Origin of the sequence: Comamonas sp. SY3 (assembly GCF_041730275.1) — a bacterium.
GTDB classification, from domain to species: domain Bacteria; phylum Pseudomonadota; class Gammaproteobacteria; order Burkholderiales; family Burkholderiaceae_C; genus Comamonas; species Comamonas sediminis.
The window spans coordinates 83,944-109,341 of the sequence record NZ_JBGTYN010000003.1 but is presented as its reverse complement, the minus strand read 5'-3'; the positions used below and the strand labels follow the sequence as shown (position 1 = coordinate 109,341).

At 64.3% G+C, this 25,398-nt stretch carries 18 protein-coding genes; 10 read left to right on the top strand and 8 right to left on the bottom strand.

Annotated features, from left to right (window positions below):
* Positions 1–36: 36 nt before the first annotated feature.
* On the bottom strand, positions 37–477 hold the full coding sequence (locus tag ACCQ08_RS05365; RefSeq protein ID WP_230779768.1) for a hypothetical protein: 441 nt from the start codon (positions 475–477) through the stop codon (positions 37–39).
* Between the two features lie 67 nt (positions 478–544).
* Positions 545–1,288: a TerC family protein gene (locus tag ACCQ08_RS05360; protein WP_373449133.1), complete on the bottom strand. Its 744-nt coding sequence runs from the start codon at positions 1,286–1,288 to the stop codon at positions 545–547.
* A 470-nt stretch (positions 1,289–1,758) separates the two neighbouring features.
* On the opposite strand from ACCQ08_RS05360, the gene ACCQ08_RS05355 reads away from it, so the two are divergent.
* A complete protein-coding gene (locus ACCQ08_RS05355; RefSeq protein WP_373449132.1) occupies positions 1,759–2,187 on the top strand; it encodes a DUF3717 domain-containing protein in 429 nt (142 codons plus the stop codon).
* Here the strand turns inward: ACCQ08_RS05355 and ACCQ08_RS05350 are convergent.
* Both ACCQ08_RS05350 and purB read right to left on the bottom strand, forming a co-directional pair.
* Positions 2,171–2,731 (bottom strand): YaeQ family protein, encoded by a 561-nt coding sequence (locus tag ACCQ08_RS05350; RefSeq protein ID WP_021026607.1) that lies wholly within the window; start codon positions 2,729–2,731, stop codon positions 2,171–2,173. The genes ACCQ08_RS05355 and ACCQ08_RS05350 overlap by 17 nt on opposite strands.
* A gap of 134 nt (positions 2,732–2,865) precedes the next feature.
* A complete protein-coding gene (purB, locus tag ACCQ08_RS05345; protein WP_239809822.1) occupies positions 2,866–4,245 on the bottom strand; it encodes an adenylosuccinate lyase in 1,380 nt (459 codons plus the stop codon).
* A gap of 159 nt (positions 4,246–4,404) precedes the next feature.
* Between purB and ACCQ08_RS05340 the strand changes: the two genes are divergently transcribed.
* Complete coding sequence (locus ACCQ08_RS05340) at positions 4,405–5,028, top strand: glutathione S-transferase N-terminal domain-containing protein (RefSeq protein WP_312411887.1); 624 nt, start codon at positions 4,405–4,407, stop codon at positions 5,026–5,028.
* Positions 5,029–5,579: 551 nt separating this feature from the next.
* Here the strand turns inward: ACCQ08_RS05340 and glnE are convergent.
* Entirely contained in the window at positions 5,580–8,315 is a 2,736-nt protein-coding gene (gene glnE / locus ACCQ08_RS05335) for a bifunctional [glutamate--ammonia ligase]-adenylyl-L-tyrosine phosphorylase/[glutamate--ammonia-ligase] adenylyltransferase (RefSeq protein ID WP_373449131.1), read from the bottom strand.
* Positions 8,316–8,436: 121 nt separating this feature from the next.
* Between glnE and ACCQ08_RS05330 the strand changes: the two genes are divergently transcribed.
* The 4 genes from ACCQ08_RS05330 to ACCQ08_RS05315 all read left to right on the top strand — a co-directional run bounded on the left by ACCQ08_RS05330 (position 8,437) and on the right by ACCQ08_RS05315 (position 16,178).
* Complete coding sequence (locus ACCQ08_RS05330) at positions 8,437–12,588, top strand: YhdP family protein (RefSeq protein ID WP_373449130.1); 4,152 nt, start codon at positions 8,437–8,439, stop codon at positions 12,586–12,588.
* A gap of 104 nt (positions 12,589–12,692) precedes the next feature.
* Complete coding sequence (locus tag ACCQ08_RS05325; RefSeq protein ID WP_312835174.1) at positions 12,693–13,508, top strand: carbon-nitrogen hydrolase family protein; 816 nt, start codon at positions 12,693–12,695, stop codon at positions 13,506–13,508.
* Complete coding sequence (locus ACCQ08_RS05320) at positions 13,508–15,538, top strand: nitrogen regulation protein NR(II) (protein ID WP_373449274.1); 2,031 nt, start codon at positions 13,508–13,510, stop codon at positions 15,536–15,538. Before ACCQ08_RS05325 ends, ACCQ08_RS05320 begins: the two co-directional genes overlap by 1 nt.
* 10 nt (positions 15,539–15,548) lie before the next feature.
* Positions 15,549–16,178, top strand: a complete 630-nt coding sequence (locus tag ACCQ08_RS05315) for a response regulator transcription factor (RefSeq protein ID WP_239809817.1) — start codon at positions 15,549–15,551, stop codon at positions 16,176–16,178.
* Between the two features lie 78 nt (positions 16,179–16,256).
* On the opposite strand, the gene ACCQ08_RS05310 is transcribed toward ACCQ08_RS05315, so the two are convergent.
* Both ACCQ08_RS05310 and ACCQ08_RS05305 read right to left on the bottom strand, forming a co-directional pair.
* Positions 16,257–16,907, bottom strand: a complete 651-nt coding sequence (locus tag ACCQ08_RS05310) for an OmpA family protein (RefSeq protein ID WP_133856321.1) — start codon at positions 16,905–16,907, stop codon at positions 16,257–16,259.
* A 151-nt stretch (positions 16,908–17,058) separates the two neighbouring features.
* On the bottom strand, positions 17,059–17,187 hold the full coding sequence (locus ACCQ08_RS05305; RefSeq protein WP_021026473.1) for a hypothetical protein: 129 nt from the start codon (positions 17,185–17,187) through the stop codon (positions 17,059–17,061).
* 28 nt (positions 17,188–17,215) lie between these two features.
* Between ACCQ08_RS05305 and ACCQ08_RS05300 the strand changes: the two genes are divergently transcribed.
* A complete protein-coding gene (locus ACCQ08_RS05300) occupies positions 17,216–18,361 on the top strand; it encodes a murein transglycosylase A (RefSeq protein ID WP_373449129.1) in 1,146 nt (381 codons plus the stop codon).
* A gap of 75 nt (positions 18,362–18,436) precedes the next feature.
* Here ACCQ08_RS05300 and ACCQ08_RS05295 read toward each other — a convergent pair whose 3' ends face one another.
* Entirely contained in the window at positions 18,437–18,934 is a 498-nt protein-coding gene (locus ACCQ08_RS05295) for an Lrp/AsnC family transcriptional regulator (protein ID WP_373449128.1), read from the bottom strand.
* 213 nt (positions 18,935–19,147) lie between these two features.
* Between ACCQ08_RS05295 and ACCQ08_RS05290 the strand changes: the two genes are divergently transcribed.
* The 3 genes from ACCQ08_RS05290 to secD all read left to right on the top strand — a co-directional run bounded on the left by ACCQ08_RS05290 (position 19,148) and on the right by secD (position 25,398).
* Complete coding sequence (locus tag ACCQ08_RS05290; RefSeq protein ID WP_373449127.1) at positions 19,148–22,747, top strand: indolepyruvate ferredoxin oxidoreductase family protein; 3,600 nt, start codon at positions 19,148–19,150, stop codon at positions 22,745–22,747.
* Between the two features lie 355 nt (positions 22,748–23,102).
* Entirely contained in the window at positions 23,103–23,435 is a 333-nt protein-coding gene (gene yajC, locus ACCQ08_RS05285) for a preprotein translocase subunit YajC (protein ID WP_021026469.1), read from the top strand.
* Positions 23,436–23,505: 70 nt separating this feature from the next.
* The gene (secD, locus tag ACCQ08_RS05280) at positions 23,506–25,398 is read left to right on the top strand and encodes a protein translocase subunit SecD (RefSeq protein ID WP_312450875.1); all 1,893 of its coding nucleotides are present in this window, start codon (positions 23,506–23,508) and stop codon (positions 25,396–25,398) included.

Here is a 25,398-nt window from a genome sequence, read left to right as displayed (position 1 = left end):
CGAAGGCGCTTTATGTGGGGTGGTGCGGCTGATGGCTTACGCGCCGTCGAGTACCAGGCTGAAACAGATACCCAGAATGCCCAGCAGCGAACCTGCCAGCTTGGCAGGGCGCGGCACAAAGTCGGCCGATGGCGGCTCGGAGATGGCCTTGGGGCGGCGCCAGTCCAGCACTTCGGCCTCGGGGTACTCGGCATGCAGTTGGGCGGTCATTTGCTGAACGCTCACTTCCGAGATATGGGTCGAGACGCGGGCGCGCTGCAGCTGGGTGCTTTGCGGGATCAGGCCCTCAAACAGGTTCTTGGCCCACTTGTTGCGCCACTTTTCGAGGGTGCTGCGATTGCCCCAGCGGCTGGCCCTGCGGGTGATCTTGGGGGCACAAGCCACCAGCACCCAGTGCTCGTCGTTGATGGTTGCGCGCTCGTTCAAGCGCTGCAGGGCAAAGGCGGCATCATCTACAAAGACTATTTTTACGTTCATCCAAGTGGCCTAAGTGGGGCTGGCAGCGCGGGGCTGCCAGCGGTGGTGATAGAGGGCGGGTATAGGCTTAGTGTACGTTGGCCGCCGGGAGTTCCTTGGCTTTTTTGCCGGCCAGCCATTTGCCCAGCACCAGCACGATCAGTGCGCCAGCGGCAGCGGCTGCATAGTGCAGCGTCTTGCTCTGGTCGATCTTGAACATCCAGGTCCACTTGTCAGGGTTGGCAAACACGGGGTCGGACACCAGCATGCCACCTGCAATCCAGCCCAGCAGCATGCCGCCGGCGGTGATGACCATCGGGAAGCGCTCCATCAGCTTGATGACCAGCTGGCTGCCCCAGACGATGATTGGGATCGAGATCAGCAGGCCCAGGATGATGAGCAGCATGTGGTGCTCGTCACCGGCGTTCTGTGCGGCGCCGGCAATGGCGATCACGTTGTCCACGCTCATCACCAGGTCGGCAACGATGATGGTCTTGATGGCGGCAAACAGGCGGTCGCTGCCCTGGATGTTGCCGTGGTCTTCGTCTTCAGGCACCAGCAGCTTGATGCCGATCCAGAACAGCAGGACGGCGCCGACAAACTTCAGGAACGGCAGGGCCAGCAGGAACATCGCGAACGCGATCAGGATGACGCGCAAGATGATCGCGCCAGCGGTACCGAAGATGATGCCTTTGCGGCGCAGGTCAGGGGGCAGCTTGCGGCAAGCCAGTGCAATCACCACCGCGTTGTCCCCGCCGAGCAGGATGTCGATGATGATGATTTGGCCCAGTGCAATCCAGAAGGGCGCGTGCGTCAGAAAATCCAAGTCCATGTAAGCACCTAATTTTTGAAAAAGCGGCCCATGCACCATGCACAGACCAGCCAGTAGGGTGTCGTTACAAGTCAGGGAGGCGACGTGGTTCGGCGTTGACGCTAGAAATGGCCAACAGCCGGGGCAGTAGCTTCGAAAGACCTGTGGTGCGGCACCATGGTTTTCAAAGGTCTTGCTCAGATCATGTGGGCCATGAACCTAACGCGCCGGAAGCCGTGAGGCTTCGTACTGACGACGCATTACATGTCGCTGCGCTTGCCGCAGGCAAGGCATCGACGGGAGCTACTCCCCTTCGTCAGCGCGTATTGGAACACAAACACGGCGCTTTGGGGTGACAAAGACCGGGCCAGCGCACAGAGTATTCCCGCATGTTTGTGTTTGCCCACACCTGTGGATAACAAGCTGTGAACAAGTGGATGCGGGCTGGCGTTTGGTGATTTGGTTGCTGCAGAGCTATCATCCCCGCAGCTATGGAATCCATCCACCTGACTGATCTGGAAGCGGCCATCAACCACTGGCGCCAGCGCGCGCCCAGTGGCCCGGGTGCGTCGCTGTCACCCCAGGTTGCTGCGCTGGCCGAGGTGTATGCGCGGATGGTCTACCAGCGCCAGGATGCGGTGGAGGCCCGCGAGCTGGGGGATGCCGCGATGCGGGCCTGGCTGGATTGGTGGGAGACCACCCCGGACACGCCCTGCATCGCCATCTGCTCCACCAGCCAGGGCGATGAGGTCTGCACGGGCTGCGGCCGCAGCTTCGACGAGGTGCAGCACTGGCTGGCCTACACGCCTGTGCAAAAGCGGGCGGTGTGGCGGCGCATCACCGCGCAGGGCACGGCCTGGCGCTTCAACCGCTATGCGGAACGTGCGCATTCCGCAGGCGGCATCACTTCCAGCGAATAGGTTCTACAAAGACGGTGCCCTTGTCGCTGGACAAGGTCAGCTGGCCTTCCTGGATGGTGGCCTGCAGCTGCATGCTGCGCTCGGCCAGGTCGGCCAGCGATTGCGACACCTCCGTCGGCAGGCGGAACACTTCGAGCTTTTCCTGGCGCGCGAGCTTGCCTTCCAGGCCCTTCCACCAGATCTCGGCGGCATGGTTGAAGCAGTAGACCAGCATATGGTCCGACTTGTTGCAGGCCTTGGTGATCGGCTTTTCTTCGGGCTGGCCCACTTCGATCCAGATGCGCTTGGCGCCGGTGAAATCGGTCAGGTGCACATCGGGGTTGTCCGGGTCGGACAGGCCGGCGCCAAAGCCCAGGGTGCCGTCGCCGTTGCACAGGTCCTGCAGCTGGTGCGCGTTCAGGGCCAGCGCCACCAGGCGCACCATCATGCGCTCGTCGGTTTCGCTGGGGTGGCGCGCCAGGGTCAGGTTGTGGTCGGCGTAGTAGTTGTGGTCGATATCGGCAATCGACAGATTGGCCTTGTAGATCGTGGATTTGATAGCCATGGGGCAGGGTCTGGTGACGAAGCCTGGGCTTCGGGGGTGAATCCGGCGCGCCCGGCAGCCGCATTGCTGTCCGCCGGGCGGTGAGAGAAAAGGCAAGAGGCCAGGGGGTACCTGGCCTCTGGGGGCGCACGGGCTTAAACGCGCTGGGCCAGCTCGGTGGCCTTGCCGATGTAGCTGGCCGGGGTCATCGCCAGCAGGCGTTCCTTGTCGGCCTGCGGGATCTCCAGGCTGTTGATCAGCTGGTGCAGGTCTTCGGCGCGCACCGTCTTGCCACGGGTGACTTCCTTGAGCTTTTCGTAAGCGCCTTGCACGCCATAGCGGCGCATGACGGTCTGGATCGGCTCGGCCAGCACTTCCCAGGCATTGTCCAGGTCTTCGGCCAGGCGCTCTTCGTTCAGCTCCAGCTTGTTCAGGCCGGTCATCAGCGAGGTGTAGGCCAGCGCGGCATAACCGGTGGCCACGCCGATGTTGCGCAGCACGGTGGAGTCGGTCAGGTCACGCTGCCAGCGGCTGATCGGCAGCTTTTCCGACAGGTGGCGCAGCAGTGCATTGGCCAGGCCCAGGTTGCCTTCGGCGTTTTCGAAGTCGATGGGGTTGACCTTGTGCGGCATCGTGGACGAGCCGATCTCTCCGGCCTTCAGGCGCTGCTTGAAGTAGCCCACCGAGACATAGCCCCAGATGTCGCGCGACAGGTCGATCAGGATGGTGTTGGCGCGGGCAATGCCGTCAAACAGTTCGGCCATGTAGTCATGCGGCTCGATCTGGATCGAGTAGGGCTGGAAGGTCAGGCCCAGGCCCTGGGGTTCGTGCTTTTCCACGACGTTCTTGCTGAAGCTTTCCCAGTCGAAGTCGGGCCAGGCCGACAGGTGGGCGTTGTAGTTGCCCACCGCGCCGTTCATCTTGGCCAGCAGCTTGACGTTGGCAATGCGGTCCATCGCGCCTTGCAGGCGCACCACCACATTGGCCAGTTCCTTGCCCACGGTCGTGGGGCTTGCGGTCTGGCCGTGGGTGCGGCTGAGCATGGGCACCGCAGCGTACTGGTGCGCCATCTCGCGCAGCTTGAGCACCACGCGGTCCAGGCCAGGCAGGATCACCTGGTCGCGGCCGGCGCGGATCTGCAGCGCATGGCTGGTGTTGTTGATGTCTTCACTGGTGCAGGCAAAGTGCACGAACTCGGCCGCCTTGAGCAGCTCTGGGCGCGCCTCGAACTTGCTCTTGATCCAGTATTCCACCGCCTTGACATCGTGGTTGGTGGTCTTTTCGATGTCCTTGATCGCCTGCGCGTCGGCTTCGCTGAAGTTGTTCACCAGGCCGTGCAGGTAGCTGCGGGCACCTTCGGACAGCGGCGAGAACTCGGCAAAACCGGCATCGGACAGCGCGATGAACCAGGTGATTTCCACCTGTACGCGGCGATGCATGTAGCCGAATTCGCTCATGATCGGGCGCAGGGTGGAGAGTTTGGAGGCGTAGCGGCCATCCAGCGGAGAAAGGGCGGTAAGGGAAGACAGGCTCATGGGCCGCTATTGTAGGAGCGGGGCGTTTGCCGCATCTACAGTCTGGATTTGCCTATTTACAATCTGCGGGTCCGGATACCCGCAAGGCCCTCCACGCCGTCTGCCGGCTGGAGGTCACCTGGTGACCGAAAGGACACCGCCAGCATGGGTTTTACTGCTATGAAATTGCTAGGAAGTCTGACCAGCCCATTTGTGCGCAAGGTGCGCGTGGTACTGGCCGAGAAAAAACTCGATTACCGTCTGGAGACGGTGGATGTCTGGGGCGACAGGGCGACGATTGCCCTGGTCAACCCACTGGGCAAGGTGCCTTGCCTGGTGCTCGACGATGGCTCGGCGCTGGTGGATTCGCGCGTGATCGTCGAGTACCTCGATACCCTGTCCCCCGTAGGCCGTCTGATTCCCAGCCTGGGCCGCGAGCGCGCTGAAGTGCGCAGCTGGGAGGCGATGGCCGATGGCGTGCTCGATGCCGCCGTGCTGGCCCGTATGGAATATGCCTTTGCAGGCCGCACTGAGCTGCAGCGCAGCCCTGCCTGGGTGGAGCGCCAACTGGGCAAAGTCTGGGCCGGGCTGGACGCGATGAGCCTGGGCTTGGGCGAGAAGACCTATTTTGCCGGCAACGGCGTACATATCAGCCTGGCCGACATCGCCGTCGGTTGCTGCCTGGCATGGTTGCGGTTCCGCTTCCCGGAGCTGGACTGGGCAGGCCGCTACCCCCAGCTGGCCCAGCTGCTCGATCGCCTGGAGGCCCGGCCCAGCTTTGCGGCGACCCAGCCCCAGGGCTGATCCACAGCGCTTCTCTGCGCAATGCTCTGCCGGGCTCTGCATGCCGGCTTGCCCGGACCGCGCCCGCCCGTTTGGCGGCGGTCCGGCAACCTATTGCTGAATATTCTCCGGGCCTGCGGACGGTGGCTGGCAGCGCGCAGCCAAAAAAAGGCCCAGCCGTTGAGGGCTGGGCCTGGGTATAAAAAAAGTTGCGAAGCGTCCCGAAGTGAATGATAGAGAGGGAGGGAGGAGAAGCACTTCAGGTTTGCAGTCATGCCGTTAGGGCCTGAAAGACTTCGCAACATTAAAACCGGTATGAAAAACTATGCCTATCGCTTTCCCTCAGTACAGAGATGGATCGCCGGTTTAAGTTTCCAGCGCTGATGCTAAATGTATTGTAAACAAATAAATAATTTGTTTCTTTCTGTTATCATTTGTCGAATTAATCGCTGCCTGAGGCCTGATAGTGCATTGTTTTGGTGGCGCTTGCACGTAAGTGAATGCTAGCGAATGGCAGCGTCACAGTATAAACCCTTATGAAAACCCGAGTTCCATCGGTCTTTCTACAGGGTTTATGTGCTCTGCAACACCGCCTTCCATAGCGTTCTTACCGTCTGTTGTTCCTCCAGCAACGCAGTCTCCGGCACCTGGGTGGGCGCCTCGTTCAAGCGGGCCAGATGCTGCACACGCCGCAGTGCGCGGTAGGCATTGGCCGCCGCCTCACCCATACCGGCAGGCAGCAGGCCTGCGTTCTCGGCGCGGCGCAGCAGACTGATGTTCCCCAAGTTGGGCCGCAATTGGGGATTGCAAGCGGAATGCAGCAAAACCAGGTACTGCACGACAAATTCCACATCCATCATGCCGCCGACGCTGTGCTTGACATCGAACAGGCCCGCCGGCACCTTGTGGGCGCTGCGCACGCGCTCACGCATCGTCGCGATTTCACTGCCCAGCGCCACCGCATCACGGGGCGCCGTGATCACTGCCTCGCGTACCGCGTCAAAGCGCGCTGCCAGCTCTGCACTGCCCATCACAAAGCGGGCGCGGGTCATCGCCTGGTGCTCCCAGGTCCAGGCGGTGTTGCTGCCCCGCTGCTGCTGGTAGTTGGCGTAGGACTCAAAGCTGGTGACCAGCAAGCCGGAGTTGCCGTTGGGACGCAGCGCGGTGTCGATCTCGAACAGATCGCCCTCGCCGGTCTTGACGGTGAGCCAGCTGATCAGCTTGCGCACGAAAGCCGAGTAGACCTCGGGTGCGCGTTCGTCATCGTCATCGAACACAAAGACGATGTCCAGATCGCTGCCGTAGCCCAGCTCTTTGCCGCCAAGCTTGCCGTAGCCGATGATGCCGAACTGCGGCTCTTCGCGGTGGGCGCTCTTGAGCCGGCCCCAGCACCAGCGGGTCGTCACGCGCAGCACGGCGTCAGCCAGTGCCGAGAGGTCATCGGCCACCTGCTCGACGGTGATCTGCTGCTCGATGTCGCGCGCCAGGGTGCGGAAGGTCTCTGCATGGTGGGCGCGGCGCAGCAGGTTCAGCAGGTTTTCGTCATCATCTTCGGCAGTCGATTGCAGCGCGGCGCGGCGCCGCTCCAGATCCGCTTCGAACTCCTGCGGATTGAAGCGCTCATGCATCAGCGCATCGCTGGCCAGCTCGTCGATCACGCCGGGATGCTGCAGCATGTAGCGGGCAGGCCATTTGGCGGCGCCCAGCATGTGCATCAGCTTCTCGTGCACGGCCGGGCGTTCCTGCAGCATCGCCAGATAGCTTTCGCGGCGCAGCAGTGATTCCATCCAGTCGGCCAGCCGCACTGCGGCGATCTCGCTCACCTGGCCCTGGCCCAACCACTGGGCGGTGCGCTGCAGCAGCAAGACCAGGCGGCCCCGGCCGGCATCGCTCAGGTAGCTGTAGCGGGGGTTGCGCTGCCACTGCAGCACGCGATCGCGCACCGCCTCGGGCAGCTTGGGCAGCACCGTTTCCAGCTCCGGGGCGCTGGCCGCTGCGCCCTTGGCGCCGCCGCACTGGCCGCTCTTGCAGGCCTCGTTGCCGCCCAGCAGCTTGTCAAACTCCTGGGCGACCAGCTCGCGGTGGGCATCGAGCTGGTGCAGAAAGCGGCACTCGTCGTCATAGCCCAGGGTCTGCGCCATCCACCGCAGGTCGTCATCGCGGGTCGGCAGCACGTGGGTCTGTTGGTCGTCCAGGTACTGGATGCGGTGCTCCACCTTGCGTAGGAAAACATAGGCATCGGCCAGCGCCTGCGCTGTCTCGGGTGCCATCAGGCTGGCGCGCTCGAGCCGCTGCAATGCCTCCAAGGTGGCGCGGCAGCGCAGCTCGGGGAACTGGCCGCCCCGCACCACCTGCAGCAGTTGCACGATGAATTCGATCTCGCGGATGCCGCCACGCGAGAGCTTGACGTCGTTGGCGCGCTCGGGATGGCCCGCGCTGCGCTTGGCCGCATGCTCGCGGATCTGGCGGTGCAGGCTGCGCAGCGAGTCGAACACGGCGTAATCCAGGTAGCGCCGAAACACAAAGGGCAGCACCGCGCCGCGCAGCGCCTGCACATTGGGGGTGCGGATATCGGCCAGCGGTGCCACGATGCGGCTCTTGAGCCAGGCAAAGCGCTCCCATTCGCGGCCATGGGTCTGCAGGTAGTCCTCCAGCGCTGCCACCGAGATGGCGGCCGGGCCCGAGTTGCCATTGGGCCGCAGCATCAGATCGACGCGGAACACAAAGCCGTGCTCGGTGGTCTCTCCAATCAGCTGGTAGATCAGCTTGACCGCACGGATGAAGTACTCGTGGTTGCTGATCTTGCCCCGGCCATCGGGCTGGCCCTGGGTCTCGCCTTCTTGCTCATAGATATAGATCAGGTCGATATCGCTGGACACATTGAGCTCGCGCGCGCCCAGTTTGCCCATGCCGATCACCCACAGTTGCACCGGGTTGCCCTCGGCGTCGCGCGGTGCGCCATGGCGGCCGTCAAGCTCTGCGCGTGCTGCGGTGCAGGCGGCGTCCAGTGCCAGCTCGGCCAGCTCGGTCACCCCTTGCGTGATGGTCTGCAGATCAGCCTGCGAGTCGCAGTCAAGATGCACCAGCCGCTCCATGACCAGCTGCCGAAGAATGCGCAGCGCAGCCCCCAGCGCATACCCCTGGGCCTGCAGCGCCGCCAAGGTGGCGGCCATCGTTGCATGGCTGGGGGCACCACTGGGCAGCAGATCCAGCAAACCCTCGTAGCGGCGGTGCAGGCGCTGGATGAAGCGCGAATGCTCAGACAGAGGCAGGCTGGCCTGCGGGGGCGTGATATCCGTGTGTGCCATAGCGCTTTATCGACAATGTCCTGCGGCAGAACTGTTCAAATGCTCACATATGCGACGCGAGCGAGGGACTTGCCGCGGGTCATAATTTCGCTTTCCCCTAACTGATTGGACTCGATTGACTGTGCGCGCGCCCCGATTGCTCAAGCTCGCTGCCAAGCTGGTGCAATGGTCTGTGGGCTTATTGCTGGGCTTGGCGCTGCTGCTGGCACTGGCCGTGGCGGCGCTGCATTGGTGGATTGTGCCCCGTATCAATGACTTTCGCCCGCAAGTGGAATCTCGGCTGTCGCAGGCGCTCGGCGTGCCGGTGCGCATTGACCATTTGCAGGCCGAAGGCCATAACAGCCTGGTGCCGGCGATCGCGGTCAAAGGGCTGCGCATCGAGCAGCCCGATGGATCCACAGGGTTTACCCTGGATACGATCAAGGTGGCGTTGTCGGTGCCGTCGCTGCTGCGGCTGCGGACCGAGCAGATCGTCATCGACGCGCCGCAGCTGACGGTGCAACGCGCTGCCGATGGCAGTGTGCGCGTGGCCGGCGTGCTGGTCGATACCTCGCAGGACAGCAACAGCGGCAGTGCTGGCGACTGGTTGTTCCGCCAGCGCGAGGTGCTGCTGCAAGGCGGCAGCATCGTCTGGGATGACCAGCTGCGCGGCCTGCCCCCCATCACTTTCAGCGATGTGCATCTGCTGCTGCGCAACCCGGGCCTGCGCCACGAATGGCAACTGCGCGTGCGCCCTCCCGAAGACTGGGGGGATACGCTGGAGCTGCGCGGCCGCATGCACCAGCCGCTGTGGGCGCTGCACGATGGCAACTGGAAGCACTGGAGCGGTCAGGTCTACCTCGAAGCGCTCCAGCTCAACGCTGCGGCGATGGCGCCCTATCTGCCGCCTGCGGTGGGTCTGCAGCAGGGCCAGGGCTCGGCAAGGCTGTGGCTGGATGTGACGCGTGGCAAGCTTGCGAACGGCACCGCCGATGTCGCCTTGCGCGATGTGGGCGTGCGCCGCCCAGCCGCCGCTGCCGGTGATGACAAAGCGGCGCAGGGCTCGGTGCTGCTGCTGCGCTCGGTGCAGGGCCGCATCGGCGGCGCTGCCGATGACAGCGGCTTTCGCTTGCTGACGGAGAACCTGGCGGTCGAATCGGCCAACGGCGAGCAATGGCCCGGCGGCAGCGCCCGCATCAACCACGTCTATGCGCAGGGCAAGCAGCCCAGCGAGACCGAGGCCAGTGCCCAGTCGCTCGATATCGCCTCCCTGGCCCAGCTGGCGCGGCTGCTGCCCATCCCCGACAACGCACGCCAGTGGCTGCAGAGCAACCGGCCGGCCGGTCTGATCCGCAGTGCATCGGCCCACTGGCGCGGTGATATCGACCGCTGGCAGGACTGGCAGGTCAAGGCCGATGTGGGCCAGCTGGCCTTTGGCATGCCGGCTGCGGCACCCAAGGCCAATGCCGCGCGTGACAGCCATGGCGGCCTGGTGCTGGCCGCCGGGCAGCCGCACGCCGGCCTGCGCGGGCTGGATCTGGCCATCGAGGCGCGCGCTGGCGGGGGGCAGGCCAAACTGCGCTTTGCCGATGGCGCGCTCTACCTGCCTTCGGTCTTTGAAGAGCCGTTGCTGCCAATCACCTCGGCCAACACCGAGCTGCAGTGGACGGTGCAGGGCGATCGCATCCAGATGCAGTCCGAACGGCTGGAATTCGCCAATCCGCATGCGGCGGGCCATGCGCGCTGGAGCTGGCACACGGCAGACCCGCAGAAGTCCGGCTCGCAATCGCGCTTTCCCGGCATTCTGGAACTCAAGGGCGTGCTTGACCGGGCCGATGGCACGCAGGTGCACCGTTATCTGCCACTGCATATTCCGCCCGATGCGCGCCACTATGTGCGCGATGCCGTGCTGGCCGGCCAGGCCAGCAATGTGCAGTTCGAGATCCAGGGCGACCTCTGGGAAGTGCCTTTTCCCGATTCGCGCCATGGCCTGTTCCGTATCGTCGCGCCGGTGCGCGATGTGCGCTATGCCTATGTGCCCAACTCGCACCTGCACCCGGGCGACAAGCCCTGGCCCGAACTCCATCGCCTCTCGGGCGAGCTGGTGTTTGAAGGCAACGGCATGCAGGTCAACAAGGCCAAGGGCATTCTGGACGGCAACGCGCGCATCGTCGTCGACCAGACCAGCGCGCAGATTCCCAATTTCCACGAGACCCGCGTGCTTGTCAATGCGCAGGCCCGTGGGCCGCTGGCGGACATGCTCTCGACCGTGCGCGGCAGTGCCATTGATGCGCTGACCCAGCATGCGCTGGCGCAGACCCAGGCTGATGGCGATACCCAGTTGCAGCTCAAGCTGGACCTGCCGGTGCATGAGATGGCCCAGTCCAAGGTCGAAGGCAAGGTACTGCTGCCGGGCAACCGCATCCAGTTCCACGATGACTCACCGGTGGTGGAGAAGGTCACCGGCGAGGTACAGTTTTCCGAGCACGGCTTTGCGCTGCAGGATCTGCAGGGCCAGGCCTTTGGGGGGCCGGTGAAGTTTTCCGGCGGCATGGATGTCAGTGGCATGCCCGCAGGTGCGGACCATGGCCCCCGGCTCAAGGTGCGGGCCCAGGGCGTCGCTACGGCGGACGGTCTGCTGCGCGCCAAGGAGCTGGGGCCGGTGGTGCAGCTGGCGCAGTGGGCCCAGGGCCAGGCCGCCTACCAGCTGGACATCGGCATGGCCCAGGGCGTGCCGCTGGTGGAGGTGCGCAGCGATCTGGCCGGCATGGCGCTGGCGCTGCCGCCACCGCTGAAAAAAGCCGCCGACGAGGTCTGGCCGACCCAGTTTGCCAGCACCGTGCCCGATGCCCCGCGCGCCGCGCTGGTGCGCCAGAACATGCAGCTGGATGTGGGTGGCCGCCTGCAGCTGCGCTATGTGCGGGATATCAGTGCCGACGACAACATCCCTGACAAGGTCGTCAGCGGTGTGCTGCGCCTGGGCGCCGGTGCGCTGACCTTGCCCGCCAAGGGGGTGATTGCGGAAGTGCAACTGCCCCAGGTCGATGTGCAGGAATGGCAGGCGCTGGCCCAGCGCATCAAGGCCATGGCGCCGCCTGCGCGGGCCCCCGCTGCCGAGGGCGCCGCGGCCTCGCCGCCCGCCAGCGACGCGTACCAGGCTTTCCTGCCAGACCATTGGGATATTCGCCTGGGCACCGTGCAGGTGCGCGGGATCGACATCCATAACCTGCACCTGAGCGGCTCGCGCACGGGGCAGCGCTGGCGCAGCCAGGTCAGCTCCAGCCTGCTCGATGGCCAGCTGGAATACGAGCAAGAGGCCAAAGGCCCGGGCACCATCCGTGCGCGCCTGAGCCAGTTGCGCGTGGGCCAGGACGGCGCCGACAGCAAGCCCGGTGCCAGCCACGATGACGCGCCCGAGCAGGAGCCGGGGCAGTTGCCGGCGCTGGATGTCGTGGTCGAGGACTTGCGCTGGCGCCAGCATTCGGTGGGGCGGCTGGAGGTGCAGGCGGTCAACCAGCGCCAGTCCGACAGCTCCTGGTGGCAGCTGAAAAACATGGTGCTCTCGAACGATGCCGCCAGCCTGCAGGCCAGCGGTGATTGGGGCGCCAAGCGCAGCAGCTCCGGCGGGCGCCGCACCGAGCTGGAAATGCGGCTGGACCTGAAGGACACCGGCGCGCTGCTGGCCCGCCTGGGCATGGCTGGCGTGGTGCGCCAGGGCAAGGGTGCGGTACAGGGCCGCATCGGCTGGACAGGCAGCCCGGTGAGCCCCGACTACAACAGCATGGATGGCAAACTGCATGTCGATGTGGGCCAGGGCCAGTTCCTCAAGGTGGAGCCTGGTGCCGCCAAGCTGCTGGGCGTGCTCAATCTGCAGGCCTTGCCGCGCCGCCTGACCTTGGATTTCAAGGATGTGTTCAGTGCCGGTTTTGGTTTTGACTTTGTGCGCGGCGATGTGCTGGTGAGCGACGGCGTGGCCTCGACCACCAACTTGCAGATGAAGGGCGTCACCGCCGCCGTGCTGCTCGAAGGCAGTGCCAATCTGCGCGACGAGACGCAGGACCTGCATGTAGTCGTCATTCCCGAGTTGAACACCACGACGATGGCGCTGGTGACCACAGCCATCAATCCGGTCATCGGCATCGGCACCTTTTTGGCACAGGCGCTGTTCAAGGGGCCGTTGACGCAGGCAGTGACCCAGGAGTTCGAGGTCAGTGGCTCCTGGTCGGAGCCCGAGGTCAAGCGCCTCAACCGCCGCCAAGAAGCCGACCCCAACGCCATCGGCACGCCGCATTGAACGCCCGGCCCCTGCTGCGCTGAGTCACCTTCGATATCCGCAAGTGCCGCCCCAGGTCGGAGCTTACGGATAATAGCTGCCAGTTTCTCTTGCAGGATGCATCGATGAAAGTAGCCGCACTCCAAATGGTGACCAGCACGCGCTGGGAGCACAACCGCGCACAGGCCTGGCAGTTGCTGCAGCAGGCCGCCGCCGCCGGCGCGGAGCTGGCGGTGCTGCCCGAGTACTTCTGTCTGATGGGCCAGCGCGATACCGACAAGCTGGCACTGGCCGAGGCTTTTGGCGAAGGCCCGATGCAGCAGTTTCTGGCTGACAGCGCCCGCAGCCTGGGCCTGTGGATCGTCGGCGGCACCCTGCCTTTGCAGGGGCCCGATGCCGACCATGTCTACAACAGCAGCTGCGTCTACAACCCGCAAGGCGACTGTGTGCTGCGCTACGACAAGATGCACTTGTTTTGCTATGCCAACGAGCGCGAGTCCTATGACGAGCACCGGGTCATCGCGCCGGGCAGCACGCCGGTGCAGTTTGACCTGCCCAGCCGCGATGGCCAGCGCTGGCGCATTGGTTTGAGCATCTGCTACGACCTGCGCTTTCCCGAGCTGTACCGCCTGCATGCGCAGGCCGGCGCGCAGCTGATGCTGGTGCCCAGCGCCTTTACCTACACCACCGGCCAGGCCCACTGGGAGCTGCTGCTGCGCGCGCGGGCCGTGGAAAACCTGGCCTATGTGCTGGCAGCAGCCCAGGGCGGCCAGCATGAGAACGGCCGCCGCACCTGGGGCCACAGCATGGCCATCAACCCTTGGGGTGAGGTGATGGCGCTGCAGGCCAGCGAGCCTGGCGTGGTGCTGGCCGAACTGGATTGGGCGCAGCTGCAGCGCTGGCGCCAGCAACTGCCGGCCTTGCAGCACCGCGTATGCTGATGGCGCATTGGGCGCAGGCACTGGCGCAGCGCTGGCACCAGAGCTGGCGCCGCTGGTCATTGTGGTCGGCGCTGGTACTGCTGGTGGCAGGCACCCTGGTCACCCAGGTCTGGCTGGCGGGGCGCTATGAGATCTCCGAAGTGCAGCAGCGCCTGGACCGGGAGGCCCAGGATGCCGTCAGCGACATCCGCAGCCTGTTCAACGACAACGTCAACCGCCTGCGCAGCATGCCACGCTATGACAGCGATGTGATGGCCTGGCAGTCGGCGGCCGCGACCATCCTGCGCAACCAGCGCGATCTCGCCCATATCGAGTGGCGCAACCCGCAGTTGCAGATCGAGGCCAGTGAGGAGTCGCCTTATCTGAGCCTGCAATGGTCGGCGATTGACCGCACCGGCATGAACACCGAAAGCCATACCGCCTGCCTGCGCGCCCGCAATACGGGCGCCGCCTCGTATGCGGGCAGCTATTTCCTGTCGCAGGGCAATGGCACCGGGCTGGAGCTGCTCGAGCTGTGCGTGCCGGTGATCACCGGCGACCAGCTGCACGGCTTTGCCGTGGCCACCTACATCCTGCAGAACGTGCTGTCGGACCTGGTCAACGAGAGCCTGCGCCGCAACCATGAGCTGTCCTTCACCGAGACCGATGGCACGCGCCTGGCGATCGTCAGCACCCCGCGGCGCGGCACGCGGGTGTTCACCTCCAACCAGCTGCTCGATCTGCCCGGCGTGGCGCTGATGCTGCGGGTGGACAGCTGGCATGCGGCGCCGAACGTCTTCCCGAACGTGCTCACCGCGCTGGTCACCGGCATGTCGATCGCGCTGATCACCGTGCTGGTGGTGCTGGTGCGGGACAACCGCCGCCGCTTGAAGGCTGAGCGCGACCTGGGCGACGCGTTGGCTTTTCGCAAGGCGATGGAGGACTCGCTGGTAACGGGGCTGCGCGCGCGCGATCTGCATGGCAAGGTCACCTATGTGAACCCGGCGTTTTGCGAGATGGTTGGGTTCTCGGCCGAGGAGATTCTGGATCCGAGCAAGGCCACGCCTTATTGGCCGCCCGAGATGGCGCCTGAATACGCGCGCCGCCAGCAGATCCGCCTGTCGGGCCATCTGCCACCGCCGCGCGAGGGCTATGAGTCCACCTTCATGCACAAGGATGGCCGGCGCTTTCCGGTGCTGATTTTCGAGGCACCGCTGATCAATGCCGCCGGTCTGCATACCGGCTGGATGAGCGCCTTTGTCGACATGAGCGAGCAGCGCCGGGTCGAGGAACTCTCGCGTGCCTCGCAGGAGCGCCTGCAGGCCACCGCGCGCCTGGCGACGGTGGGCGAGATGGCCTCGCTGCTGAGCCACGAGCTCAACCAGCCGCTGGCCGCCATCTCCAGCTATGCGACGGGCATCATGAACCTGCTGCCCGAGGGCGCCTCGCCCGATGAGGTACAGGAGCACCTGCCCGATGTACGCATGGCCGTGCAGCGCATGGCCTTCCAGGCCGAGCGCGCGGGCAAGGTCATCAAGAGCGTGCACGGCTTCGTGCGCCGGCGCGACCAGTCGCGCGAGTTTGTGCAGGCCTCCGAGCTGATGGATGCGGTATTGCCCTTGGTGCGGCTGCAGGCGCGTAAACTCTATGTCGATGTGGCCACCGAGCTGGCGCCCGGCTTGCCGGCCGTCTTCTGTGACCGGACCATGGTCGAGCAGGTGCTGCTCAACCTCAGCCGCAACGGCATGCAGGCCATGGACTATGGCGGCACGCACCCCCGGGTGCTGCAGATGCTGGTGCGGCTGGCGCCCAGCGACGATGGCCGGGCCTGGGTGGAGTTTGTCGTGGCCGATGTGGGGGAGGGCATCTCCGAGGAGGTGGCCGCGCGTCTGTATACGCCGTTCTTCACCACCAAGGACGAAGGCATGGGGCTGGGTCTGAGCCTGTGCCGCACCGTCGTGGAGCAGCATGGCAGCCATTTGCGCTACCTGCCCAACCAGCCCCGTGGAACCATCTTCAGTTTTACCCTGCCAACCTGGCGCAACGATTGAAAGTTCAGAGATGCAGCCGCTAGTGAATGCGACCGTGTATATCGTCGATGATGATGCCGAGGTGCGCGATGCGCTGGCCTGGATGCTGCGCTCGCGCCGCTTGCTGAGCGAGAGCTTTGCGTCGGCCGAGGCCTTTGAAGCCATGCTGCGCAGCCGCCCGCCGCAGGTGGACCCGGCCTGCGCTCTGTTGGATGTGCGCATGCCCGGCATGAGCGGGCTGGCGCTGTTTGATCGCCTGGTCGAGATGGATGTGATTGCCGCCTTGCCGGTGATCTTCCTGACTGGCCATGCGGATGTGCCGACAGCCGTGGCCACCGTCAAGCGCGGAGCCTTTGATTTCTGCGAAAAGCCGTTCTCCGACAATGTGCTGGTCGACCGCATCGAGCATGCGCTTCAGGCATCGAGCGCTTACCTGGAAACCTTGCGCTCGCAGCAAGGCGTGCGCGAGCGCGTGGCCGAGTTGACGGACCGCGAGCAGGCGGTCATGCGGCTGGTGATCGATGGCCTGCCCAACAAGCTGATTGCCGATGAATTGACCATCAGCGTGCGCACGGTCGAGGTGCACCGCGCCCGGGTGTTTGACAAGATGCAGGTCAAATCAGCGGTGGAGCTGGCCAACCTGCTGCGCGACCTGGCCTGAGACGGCCGCCAGCGCAAGGCCCGCAAAAAAGGGCGCCAGTCCCACTGGCGCCCTTTGTGCGTTCCGCACAGCCTGGTGTTAGCGGCCTTGCTGCACCTCACCCACATAGATCTCGACGCGGCGGTTGTGCGCGCGGCCGGCCGGCGTGTCATTGCTGGCCACGGGCTGGCGCGAGCCCATGCCCTGTACCTGGATACGCGCGCCGTTCACGCCGCGCTGCGTCAGGTAGTTGCGTGCGCTCTCGGCACGGGCCAGCGACAGCGGGTCGTTGATGCCGTCGTTGCCGGTGCTGTCGGTGTGGCCGATGATGCGCACCTGGGCGTTGGGGTTGTTGCGCAGGCCTTCGGCAAAGCGGTCCAGGATGGGGGCGAAGTTGCCCTGGATGTCCGAGCGGTTGGTCTGGAACGAGATGTCGCTGGGGATGTCGAGCTTGAGCTGGTTGTCCGGCGTCTGGGTCACCACCACACCGGTACCCTGGGTGGCTTGCTCCATCTCCTGCTTTTGCTTTTGCATGTGCTGCGACCAGATGTAGGTGCCCAGCGCGCCGATGCCCGCGCCGATGACGGCGCCCGAGCCTGCATGGCCGCCAGCAATCGCACCGACGGCAGCGCCGCCCAGGGCGCCCACGCCGGCGCCGGTGGCCGTCTGGCGTTGCGTGTCGGACATGTTGGCGCAGCCGCTCAGAATGGCCAGGCTGGCAACGGCAGAGACTAGAATTTGTTTACGCATGCTTGAACTCCTCTGATGCAAGGGCATCCCCGGAAATGGGGACGGCCGTGGATGCAAATTGTGGGCAGTAGAACTGCCAAATGCCAGAGACAAAGTTCAAAAATGGTAAAAATGACGGCAATGAGCGGCCATGTCCTACGATTTGCGCAAGCTAGTCGCGAGGAGGCTGCTCATCTTTGCTTACGATTTCCCCTTTTTTGCGACCGGCAAACATCGTCCACCAGACGATCGCCACCAGTATGACCAACGCCAATAGCGCTTCCAGCAATATCAGTCCCATCGGTACCCGCTCCTTACGTACGCTGTCGATGGCTGCGATTGTAGGAATTCTGGCCGCCTGCTCCAGCCAAGTCCCTTTGGACCAGCCGTCTTCGCCGACCACCCGCCCGCCGGTATCGGGCAGCATCGAGGTGCTGCCACCCGATGCGAATGAGCCGCTGCCCCCGGCGATCCAGCAAGCCAAGAGCCGCTGGGTGCCGGTGCACTGGTCGTCGGTGCCCGGTCTGGAGCAGGACAACCTGGCCGATGCCTGGAATGCCTGGATCAAGAGCTGCAGCCGCCCGCCCGCGCCGTTTGCGCAGTTCTGCTCCGAGGTGCGCCGCATGAGCCTGGCTTCGACCGAGGAGCAGCGCGCCTGGATGGTGTCGCGCTTTCAGCCCTACCGGGTCGAATCGCTCGACGGCAACCCCGACGGGATGCTGACCAGCTATTTCGAGCCCATGCTCGATGGCACGCGCCAGCCGGGCAACGGCTATTCGATCCCGCTGTACCGGTCGCCGGCCACGCTGGGCTCGCGCAAGCCCTGGTTCAGCCGCCAGCAGATCGAGACCCTGCCGCAGGTGCAGGCCGAGCTGCAGGACAAGGTCATTGCCTGGGTCAACGACCCGGTCGATGCGATGGTGCTGCACATCCAGGGCTCGGGGCGGGTGCGCATCCAGGAAGCCGATGGCTCGGTGCGCCTGATCCGCGTGGCCTATGCTGCCACCAATGACCACCCCTACAAGAGCATCGGCAAGTGGCTGCTGGACCAGGGCCTGGTGCGCGATGCCACCTGGCCGGGCATCAAGGCCTGGATTGCCGCCAACCCGACCCGTGTCAATGAGCTGCTCTGGAGCAACCCGCGCTATGTGTTCTTCAGGGAAGAGCCGCTGTCGCCGCTGGATGCCGAGTTTGGCCCCAATGGCGCCCAGGGTGTGCCGCTGACCCCGGGCCGGTCGATTGCGGTGGACCGGGGCAGCATTCCCTACGGCACGCCCGTCTGGCTGTCGTCCACCGGGCCCACCGTGCAGCTCAACCGCCTGGTGATGGCGCAGGACACGGGCAGCGCCATCCTGGGTGCCGTGCGCGCCGACTACTTTGCCGGCTGGGGCCACGAGGCGGGCGATTTTGCCGGCCGGGTCAAGCAGCCGCTGCGCCTGTGGGTGCTGTGGCCCAGGGGCGTGGCCAAGCGCTGATCTCCGCAGATGGTGCCACCCAGGCCAGCCCCAGGCTGGCCTTTTGCATGGTGGCGGCTCGGATAGGAAAGGGGATCAACGCGAAGGCGTGCCCTTGGGGTTGGCCGTCATCGGCAGCGGCAGGGCGCTGCTGGATTTGACCTCGCCCAGCGAGAAGGTGGTGTGCACGTCTTTCACGTTGGGCAGGTGCAGCAGCACGTTGCGGATAAATCTGGAGAAGCTCTCCAGGTCCTTGGCGACCACCTGCAGCTCGAACGTGCCCGCGCCGCTGATGTAGTGGCAGGACGTGACCTCGGGCAGCAGACGGATCGATTCCTCCATGCGCAAGGTGATGTCGGCGGTGTTCTGCGCGGCATCGACGCGCACAAAGGCCAGTACACCGAGGCCGAGCTTGTGGCGGTCCAGGGTTGCGTGGTAGCCGGTGATGTAGCCGGCCTCTTCGAGCGCACGCACCCGGCGCCAGCAGGGCGCGGCCGACAGGCCCACACGCTGGGCCAGTTCGGCATTCGTCAAACGGGCGTTTTTTTGCAGCTCGTAGAGGATGGCCCAGTCGAATTTGTCAATTTGGTTCATTTATTGCCATTATTGAGCAAGATTCTTTCAAATACTAGGTAAACCCCGGCAAGGAAAAGAATACTTTATTCTCGCTGCCCGTCATACACTGCAGCGATGAAGGCTGGGGTGTTTTGCCCTGCCTGCTGGACTTGGTTCCAGCTTCTTATAACGCCCCACAATCCCGGACCTGCCACAAGCGGCTACCGGGGGCTCTCCCCAGGAGACAAGACGATGAATGCCTCACTCCCCGAGTCCGTCCGCAAAGCGCTGGAAACCGTCACGCTTGAGGATAAGTACGCACTGGCCCATGGCCGTGCCTTCATGAGCGGGGTGCAAGCCCTTGTTCGCCTGCCGATGCTGCAGCGCCAGCGCGATGCATTGGAAGGTCTCAACACCGCAGGCTTTATCAGCGGCTACCGTGGATCGCCTCTGGGCGGCTACGACCAGGCGCTGTGGGCGGCCAAGAAGCACCTCAAGGACAACAACATCGAGTTCCAGCCCGGCGTCAACGAAGAGCTGGGCGCCACCGCCGTCTGGGGCACGCAGCAGCTCGACCTGTATCCGCAGAGCAAGAAGTTCGATGGTGTCTTCGGCATCTGGTACGGCAAGGGTCCGGGCGTGGACCGCAGCGTGGACGTGTTCAAGCATGCCAACATGGCCGGCACGGCCAAGCACGGCGGCGTGATTGCGCTGGCCGGCGATGACCACATCAGCAAGTCCTCGACGGCGGCGCACCAGAGTGACCACATCTTCAAGGCCGTGGGCTCGCCGGTGTTCTTCCCCTCCAGCGTGCAGGACATCCTGGACATGGGCCTGCATGCCTTTGCGCTGAGCCGTTTCTCCGGCGTCTGGTCGGGCATGAAGACGATCCAGGAGATCGTGGAGTCGTCGGCCAGCGTCTCGGTGGACCCGGACCGGGTCAACATCATCACCCCCGATGACTTTGTGATGCCGCCTGGCGGCCTGCACATCCGCTGGCCCGATGCGCCACTGGAGCAGGAAGCGCGTCTGATGGACTACAAGTGGTATGCGGCGCTGGCCTATATCCGCGCCAACAAGCTGAACTACAACGTCATCTCCACGCCGAATGACCGCTTTGGCATCATCGCCAGCGGCAAGGCCTTCAATGACACGCGCCAGGCGCTGATCGACCTGGGGCTGGACGATGACACCTGCCGCCAGTTGGGCATCCGGCTGCACAAGGTCAACGTCGTCTGGCCGCTGGAGGCCTCCATCACCCGCGACTTTGCGATGGGTCTGCAGGAGATTCTGGTGGTCGAGGAAAAGCGCCAGATGATCGAGTACCAGCTCAAGGAAGAGCTGTACAACTGGCGCTCCGATGTGCGCCCCCATGTGCTGGGCAAGTTCGACGAGATCGAGGGCGACCACTCGGGCGGCGAGTGGTCGGTGCCCAACCCCAGCAACCACTGGTTGCTTCGCCCGAAGGCCGACCTGACCCCGGCGCTGATTGCGCAGGCGCTGGCCAAGCGCCTGAAGAAGCTCGGCGTGCCCGACGACATCGTGCGCCGCATGGATGCGCGCCTGCAGGTGATTGCCGCGCGTGAACAGGGTCTGAAGGACAGCAAGCAGGAGTCGGTGGACCGCCTGCCCTGGTTCTGCAGCGGCTGCCCGCACAACACCAGCACCCGCGTGCCTGAAGGCAGCCGCGCGGTAGCCGGCATCGGCTGCCACTACATGGTCAACTGGATGCCCGACCGCAACACCAGCACCTTCACGCAGATGGGCGGCGAAGGCGTGACCTGGGTCGGCCAGGCGCCGTTCACCACCGACCAGCATATTTTCTCGAACCTGGGCGATGGCACCTACTTCCACAGCGGTTTGCTGGCCATCCGCCAGAGCATTGCCTCGGGCGTGAATATCACCTACAAGGTGCTCTACAACGACGCGGTGGCGATGACCGGTGGCCAGCGCGTGGGCGAGCGCCCCGAGGGCCACTCGGTGCTGCAGATCATGACCAGCCTGTTGTCCGAAGGGGTCAAGAAGCTGGTCATCGTCAGCGACGAGCCGGAAAAGTATGACGGCGTGCAGCTGGGCGCCGGTGTGACCGTGCACCACCGCGACGAGCTCGAGCGCATCCAGCGCGAGTTCCGTGAGCTCAAGGGCACGACGGCCATCATCTACGACCAGACCTGCGCGACCGAAAAGCGCCGCCGCCGCAAACGCGGCACGCTGGCCACGCCGGCCAAGACCGTCATCATCAACGAGGCGGTCTGCGAAGGCTGCGGTGACTGCTCGGTGCAGTCCAACTGCCTGTCGGTGGAGCCGGTCGAGACCGATTTTGGCCGCAAGCGCAAGATCAACCAAAGCACCTGCAACAAGGACTTCTCCTGCGTCAAGGGCTTCTGCCCGAGCTTTGTCACCATCGAAGGCGGCCAGCTCAAAAAGGCCAAGAAGGAGAAAAAGGGCGATATGGCCAAGCTGCCTGCGTTGCCCGATCCCGTCCTGCCCGTGGCCACCCAGGCCTGGGGCATTGTGGTGGCGGGTGTGGGCGGCACGGGTGTGATCACCATTGGCTCGCTACTGGGCATGGCCGCCCACCTGGAAGGCAAGGGCGTGGTCACGCAGGATGCGGCCGGTCTGGCGCAAAAGGGCGGCTCGACCTGGAGCCATATCCAGATCGCCAACTCGCCCGACGCGATCTACACCACCAAGGTGGACACCGCCAAGGCCGACCTGGTCATCGGCTGCGACCCCATCGTCGCGGCCAACAAGACCACGTTGGCTGCCATGCAGCAGGGCCGTACCTTTGTCGCGCTCAACACCCATGGCGCGCCCACAGCGGCCTTCGTGCACAACCCGAACTGGCAGTTCCCCGAGGCGGGTTGCGAATCGGCGATTCTGGCGGCCGTGGGCCAAGAGGGCGTGGGCATGTTCGATGCCGAGCACATTGCGACCCAGGCGCTGGGCGACAGCATCTACACCAACCCGCTGATCCTGGGCTATGCCTGGCAAAAGGGCCGGGTGCCGCTGTCCCATGCCGCGCTGATGCGGGCGATGGAGCTGAACGGCGTGCAGGTGGACAACAACAAGGCTGCGTTTGAATGGGGCCGCCAGTGCGCCGCCAACCTGCCCCAGGTGCAGGCCATGTTTGCCGCCCAGCAGGTGATCCAGCTGGTCAAGAAGCCCTCGTTGCAGGAGCTGGTGGCCAAGCGCGTGGCTTTCCTGACCGATTACCAGGACAGCGCCTATGCCGCCGACTACGAAGCCTTCGTGAACAAGGTGCATGCGGCCGAAGCCAGGCTGGGCAGCAGCACGCGCCTGTCGCAAGCGGTGGCGCGCTACCTGTTCAAGCTGATGGCCTACAAGGACGAGTACGAGGTGGCGCGCCTGCACACCACGGCCGAGTTCAGCGAGAAGATTGCCAGCATGTTCGAGGGCGACTACAAGATCGTGCACCACCTGGCGCCGCCCACCACGGCCAAGCGCAATGACAAGGGCGAGCTGGTCAAGAAGGCCTATGGCGGCTGGATGCGCAAGGCTTTTGGTGTGATGGCGGGGCTCAAGGGCCTGCGCGGCGGTGCGCTCGATATCTTTGGCCGCACCGAAGAGCGCCGCACCGAGCGTGCACTGATCCAGGAGTACCGCGCTTGCATTGAGGAGCTGCTGCAGCGCCTGAGCGCCGAGCGCCTGGCGCTGGCGGTGGAAATCGCCAGCATTCCCGAAGACATCCGTGGTTACGGCCATGTCAAGGAACGCCACCTGGCCGCCGCCCGCAGCAAATGGCAGCAGCTGATGGCACGCTGGCGTGCGCCTGCCGATGACGCAGCGGCAGCCGCGGCTGCTGCCAAGCCCGAACCGGCACAGGTATGAAGCCCGGTTGACGGGTGAAAGCGAGTGGATCGAGCCGCCTGCGCGCCAAGCCAGGCGGCTTTTTTGTCAGCGGCTGCAGCAAACGGGCGTGACAAATTTGTCACAGCGCGTGGAGCAGGGCGGTGCTCGCGGCGACTTTGGCGCGTAAATACCACTTAAGCGGCAGTATCTGCCATAGTGGCTTCTACCAATGCGCTGGCATGAAAGCTGCTTAATTCCATGAAAACAACCGGAAAAACCAGAGGCATCCAAGGTATTGCCTGGGTGTTCGCAGAGGGGCACGCATACAATGCTTCTCTTTGGGTCTTGGTTTTGGTCATCCAGGCAAGGCCTGCATCCACGTTGGGAGCTTCATTTGTTTATCTCTTCTGCTTTTGCCCAGACCGCACCGGCTGCTGCTGCCTCCGGCGGCATGACCTCCACCCTCACCAGCATGCTGCCCTTGGTGCTGATGTTTGTGGTGCTGTATTTCCTGATGATCCGTCCTCAGATGAAGCGCCAAAAGGAAGCCCGTGCCATGATCGATGCGCTGGTCAAGGGCGACGAAGTGGCCACCAATGGGGGCCTCGTGGGCCGCGTGGTGGGCCTGGACGAACAGTTCCTGCAAGTAGAGTTGGCCCAGGGCGTGGTCGTGCAACTGCAGCGTGGTGCTGTGGTGCAGGTGCTGCCCAAGGGTACGCTGAAGTAATCCATCGTTGAAACAGCAATTGGCGCAGCATGGCTGCGCCTTCTATTTTGCGTAAGGTAAGAGCGCGATCATGAACCGTTATCCGGTCTGGAAGTACGCGATCATTGTGATCGCGCTTCTGGTAGGGGTTGTTTACACCCTGCCCAACTTTTTTGGTGAGGCGCCTGCTGTCCAGGTGGCCTCGGTCAAGGCCACTGTCACCGTGGATTCTGCATTGCAGCAGCGCGTGGAGTCGGCGCTGGCCGATGCCGACGTCAAGCCGCTGAGCATTGCGCTGGAAAACGGTTCGATCCGCGCCCGCTTCGACAAGGAAGACGAGCAGCTCAAGGCCAAGGGCGTGCTCGAGCGCGTGCTGATCCCTGACAGCAGCGACCCCTCCTATGTGGTGGCGCTGAACCTGATCTCCCGCTCGCCCGCCTGGCTTACCGCCCTGCATGCCAAGCCCATGTACCTGGGTCTGGACTTGCGTGGTGGCGTGCACTTCACCTTGCAGGTGGACATGCAGGCGGCGCTGACCAAGCGCACCGAAGCGCTGACCAGCGATGTGCGTCTGGCGCTGCGCGACAAGAAGATTCGCCACGGTGGTGTGAACCGCGAAGGCCAGTCGCTGGAAGTGCGCCTGCAAGACGAGGCCACGGCCACGACGGTGCGCAACCTGATTGTGGACACCATGCCGGACCTGCAGGCCAATGTGGTCAGCACCGGCGGCGCCTATGTGGTGCGGGCCAACATCAAGCCTGAATCGCTGCGCAGCGTGCAAGAGCAAGCGCTCAAGCAGAACATCACGACCTTGCACAACCGTATCAATGAGCTGGGCGTGGCCGAGCCGGTGATCCAGCAGCAAGGCTCCGACCGCATCGTGGTGCAGCTGCCCGGTGTGCAGGATCCGGCACAGGCCAAGGACATCCTGGGCCGTACCGCTACCTTGGAAGTGCGCATGGTCGACGACAGCTCGGACGCGCGCGCCGCCGAAATGGGCACGGGCCCCGTGCCATTTGGCTCTGAAAAATACAGCGACCCGCATGGCCAGTCCATCGTCGTGAAAAAGCAGGTCATCCTGACCGGCGAGAACCTGAACGACGCGCAGCCCGGCTTTGACAGCCAGACCCATGAGGCGACCGTCAACCTGACCCTGGATGGCAAGGGCGCGAACATCTTCAAGGACGTCACGCGCGAGAACATTGGCAAGCGCATGGCCATCCTGCTGTTTGAAAAGGGCAAGGGCCAAGTGGTGACCGCCCCGGTGATCCGCTCCGAAATCGGTGGCGGCCGCGTGCAGATCTCGGGCAGCATGACGACCAAGGAAGCCAGCGATACCTCGCTGCTGCTGCGCGCCGGCTCGCTGGCCGCGCCGATGGAAATCATCGAGGAATACACGATCGGCCCGAGCATGGGCAAAGAGAACGTGGAAGCCGGTATCAAGAGCATCGTGGGGGGCTTCATCGCGATTGCCGTCTTCATGTGCATCTACTACATGGTCTTTGGCGTGGTCTCGACCATTGCGCTGGGCGTGAACGTGTTGCTGCTGCTGGCCATCCTGTCGATGCTGCAGGCTACGTTGACCCTGCCGGGCATTGCCGCCATGGCGCTGGCCATCGGTGTGGCCATTGACTCGAACGTGCTGATCAATGAACGGGTGCGCGAAGAACTGCGCGCCGGTGCGTCACCGCAGGCGGCCATCCATGCCGGTTATGAACATGCCTGGCACACGATTCTCGACTCCAACGTCACCACCCTGATCGTGGGCCTGGCGCTGCTGGCCTTCGGCTCCGGCCCGGTGCGCGGCTTTGCCGTGGTGCACTGCATCGGCATTTTGACCAGCATGTTCTCGGCCGTGTTCTTCTCGCGTGGCCTGGTCAACCTCTGGTATGGCCGCCGCAAGAAGCTCAAGAGCGTGTCGATTGGCCAGGTCTGGAAGCCCGAGGGCGAAGACCACCGCTCCGTGGCATCTGCTAAACGTTAA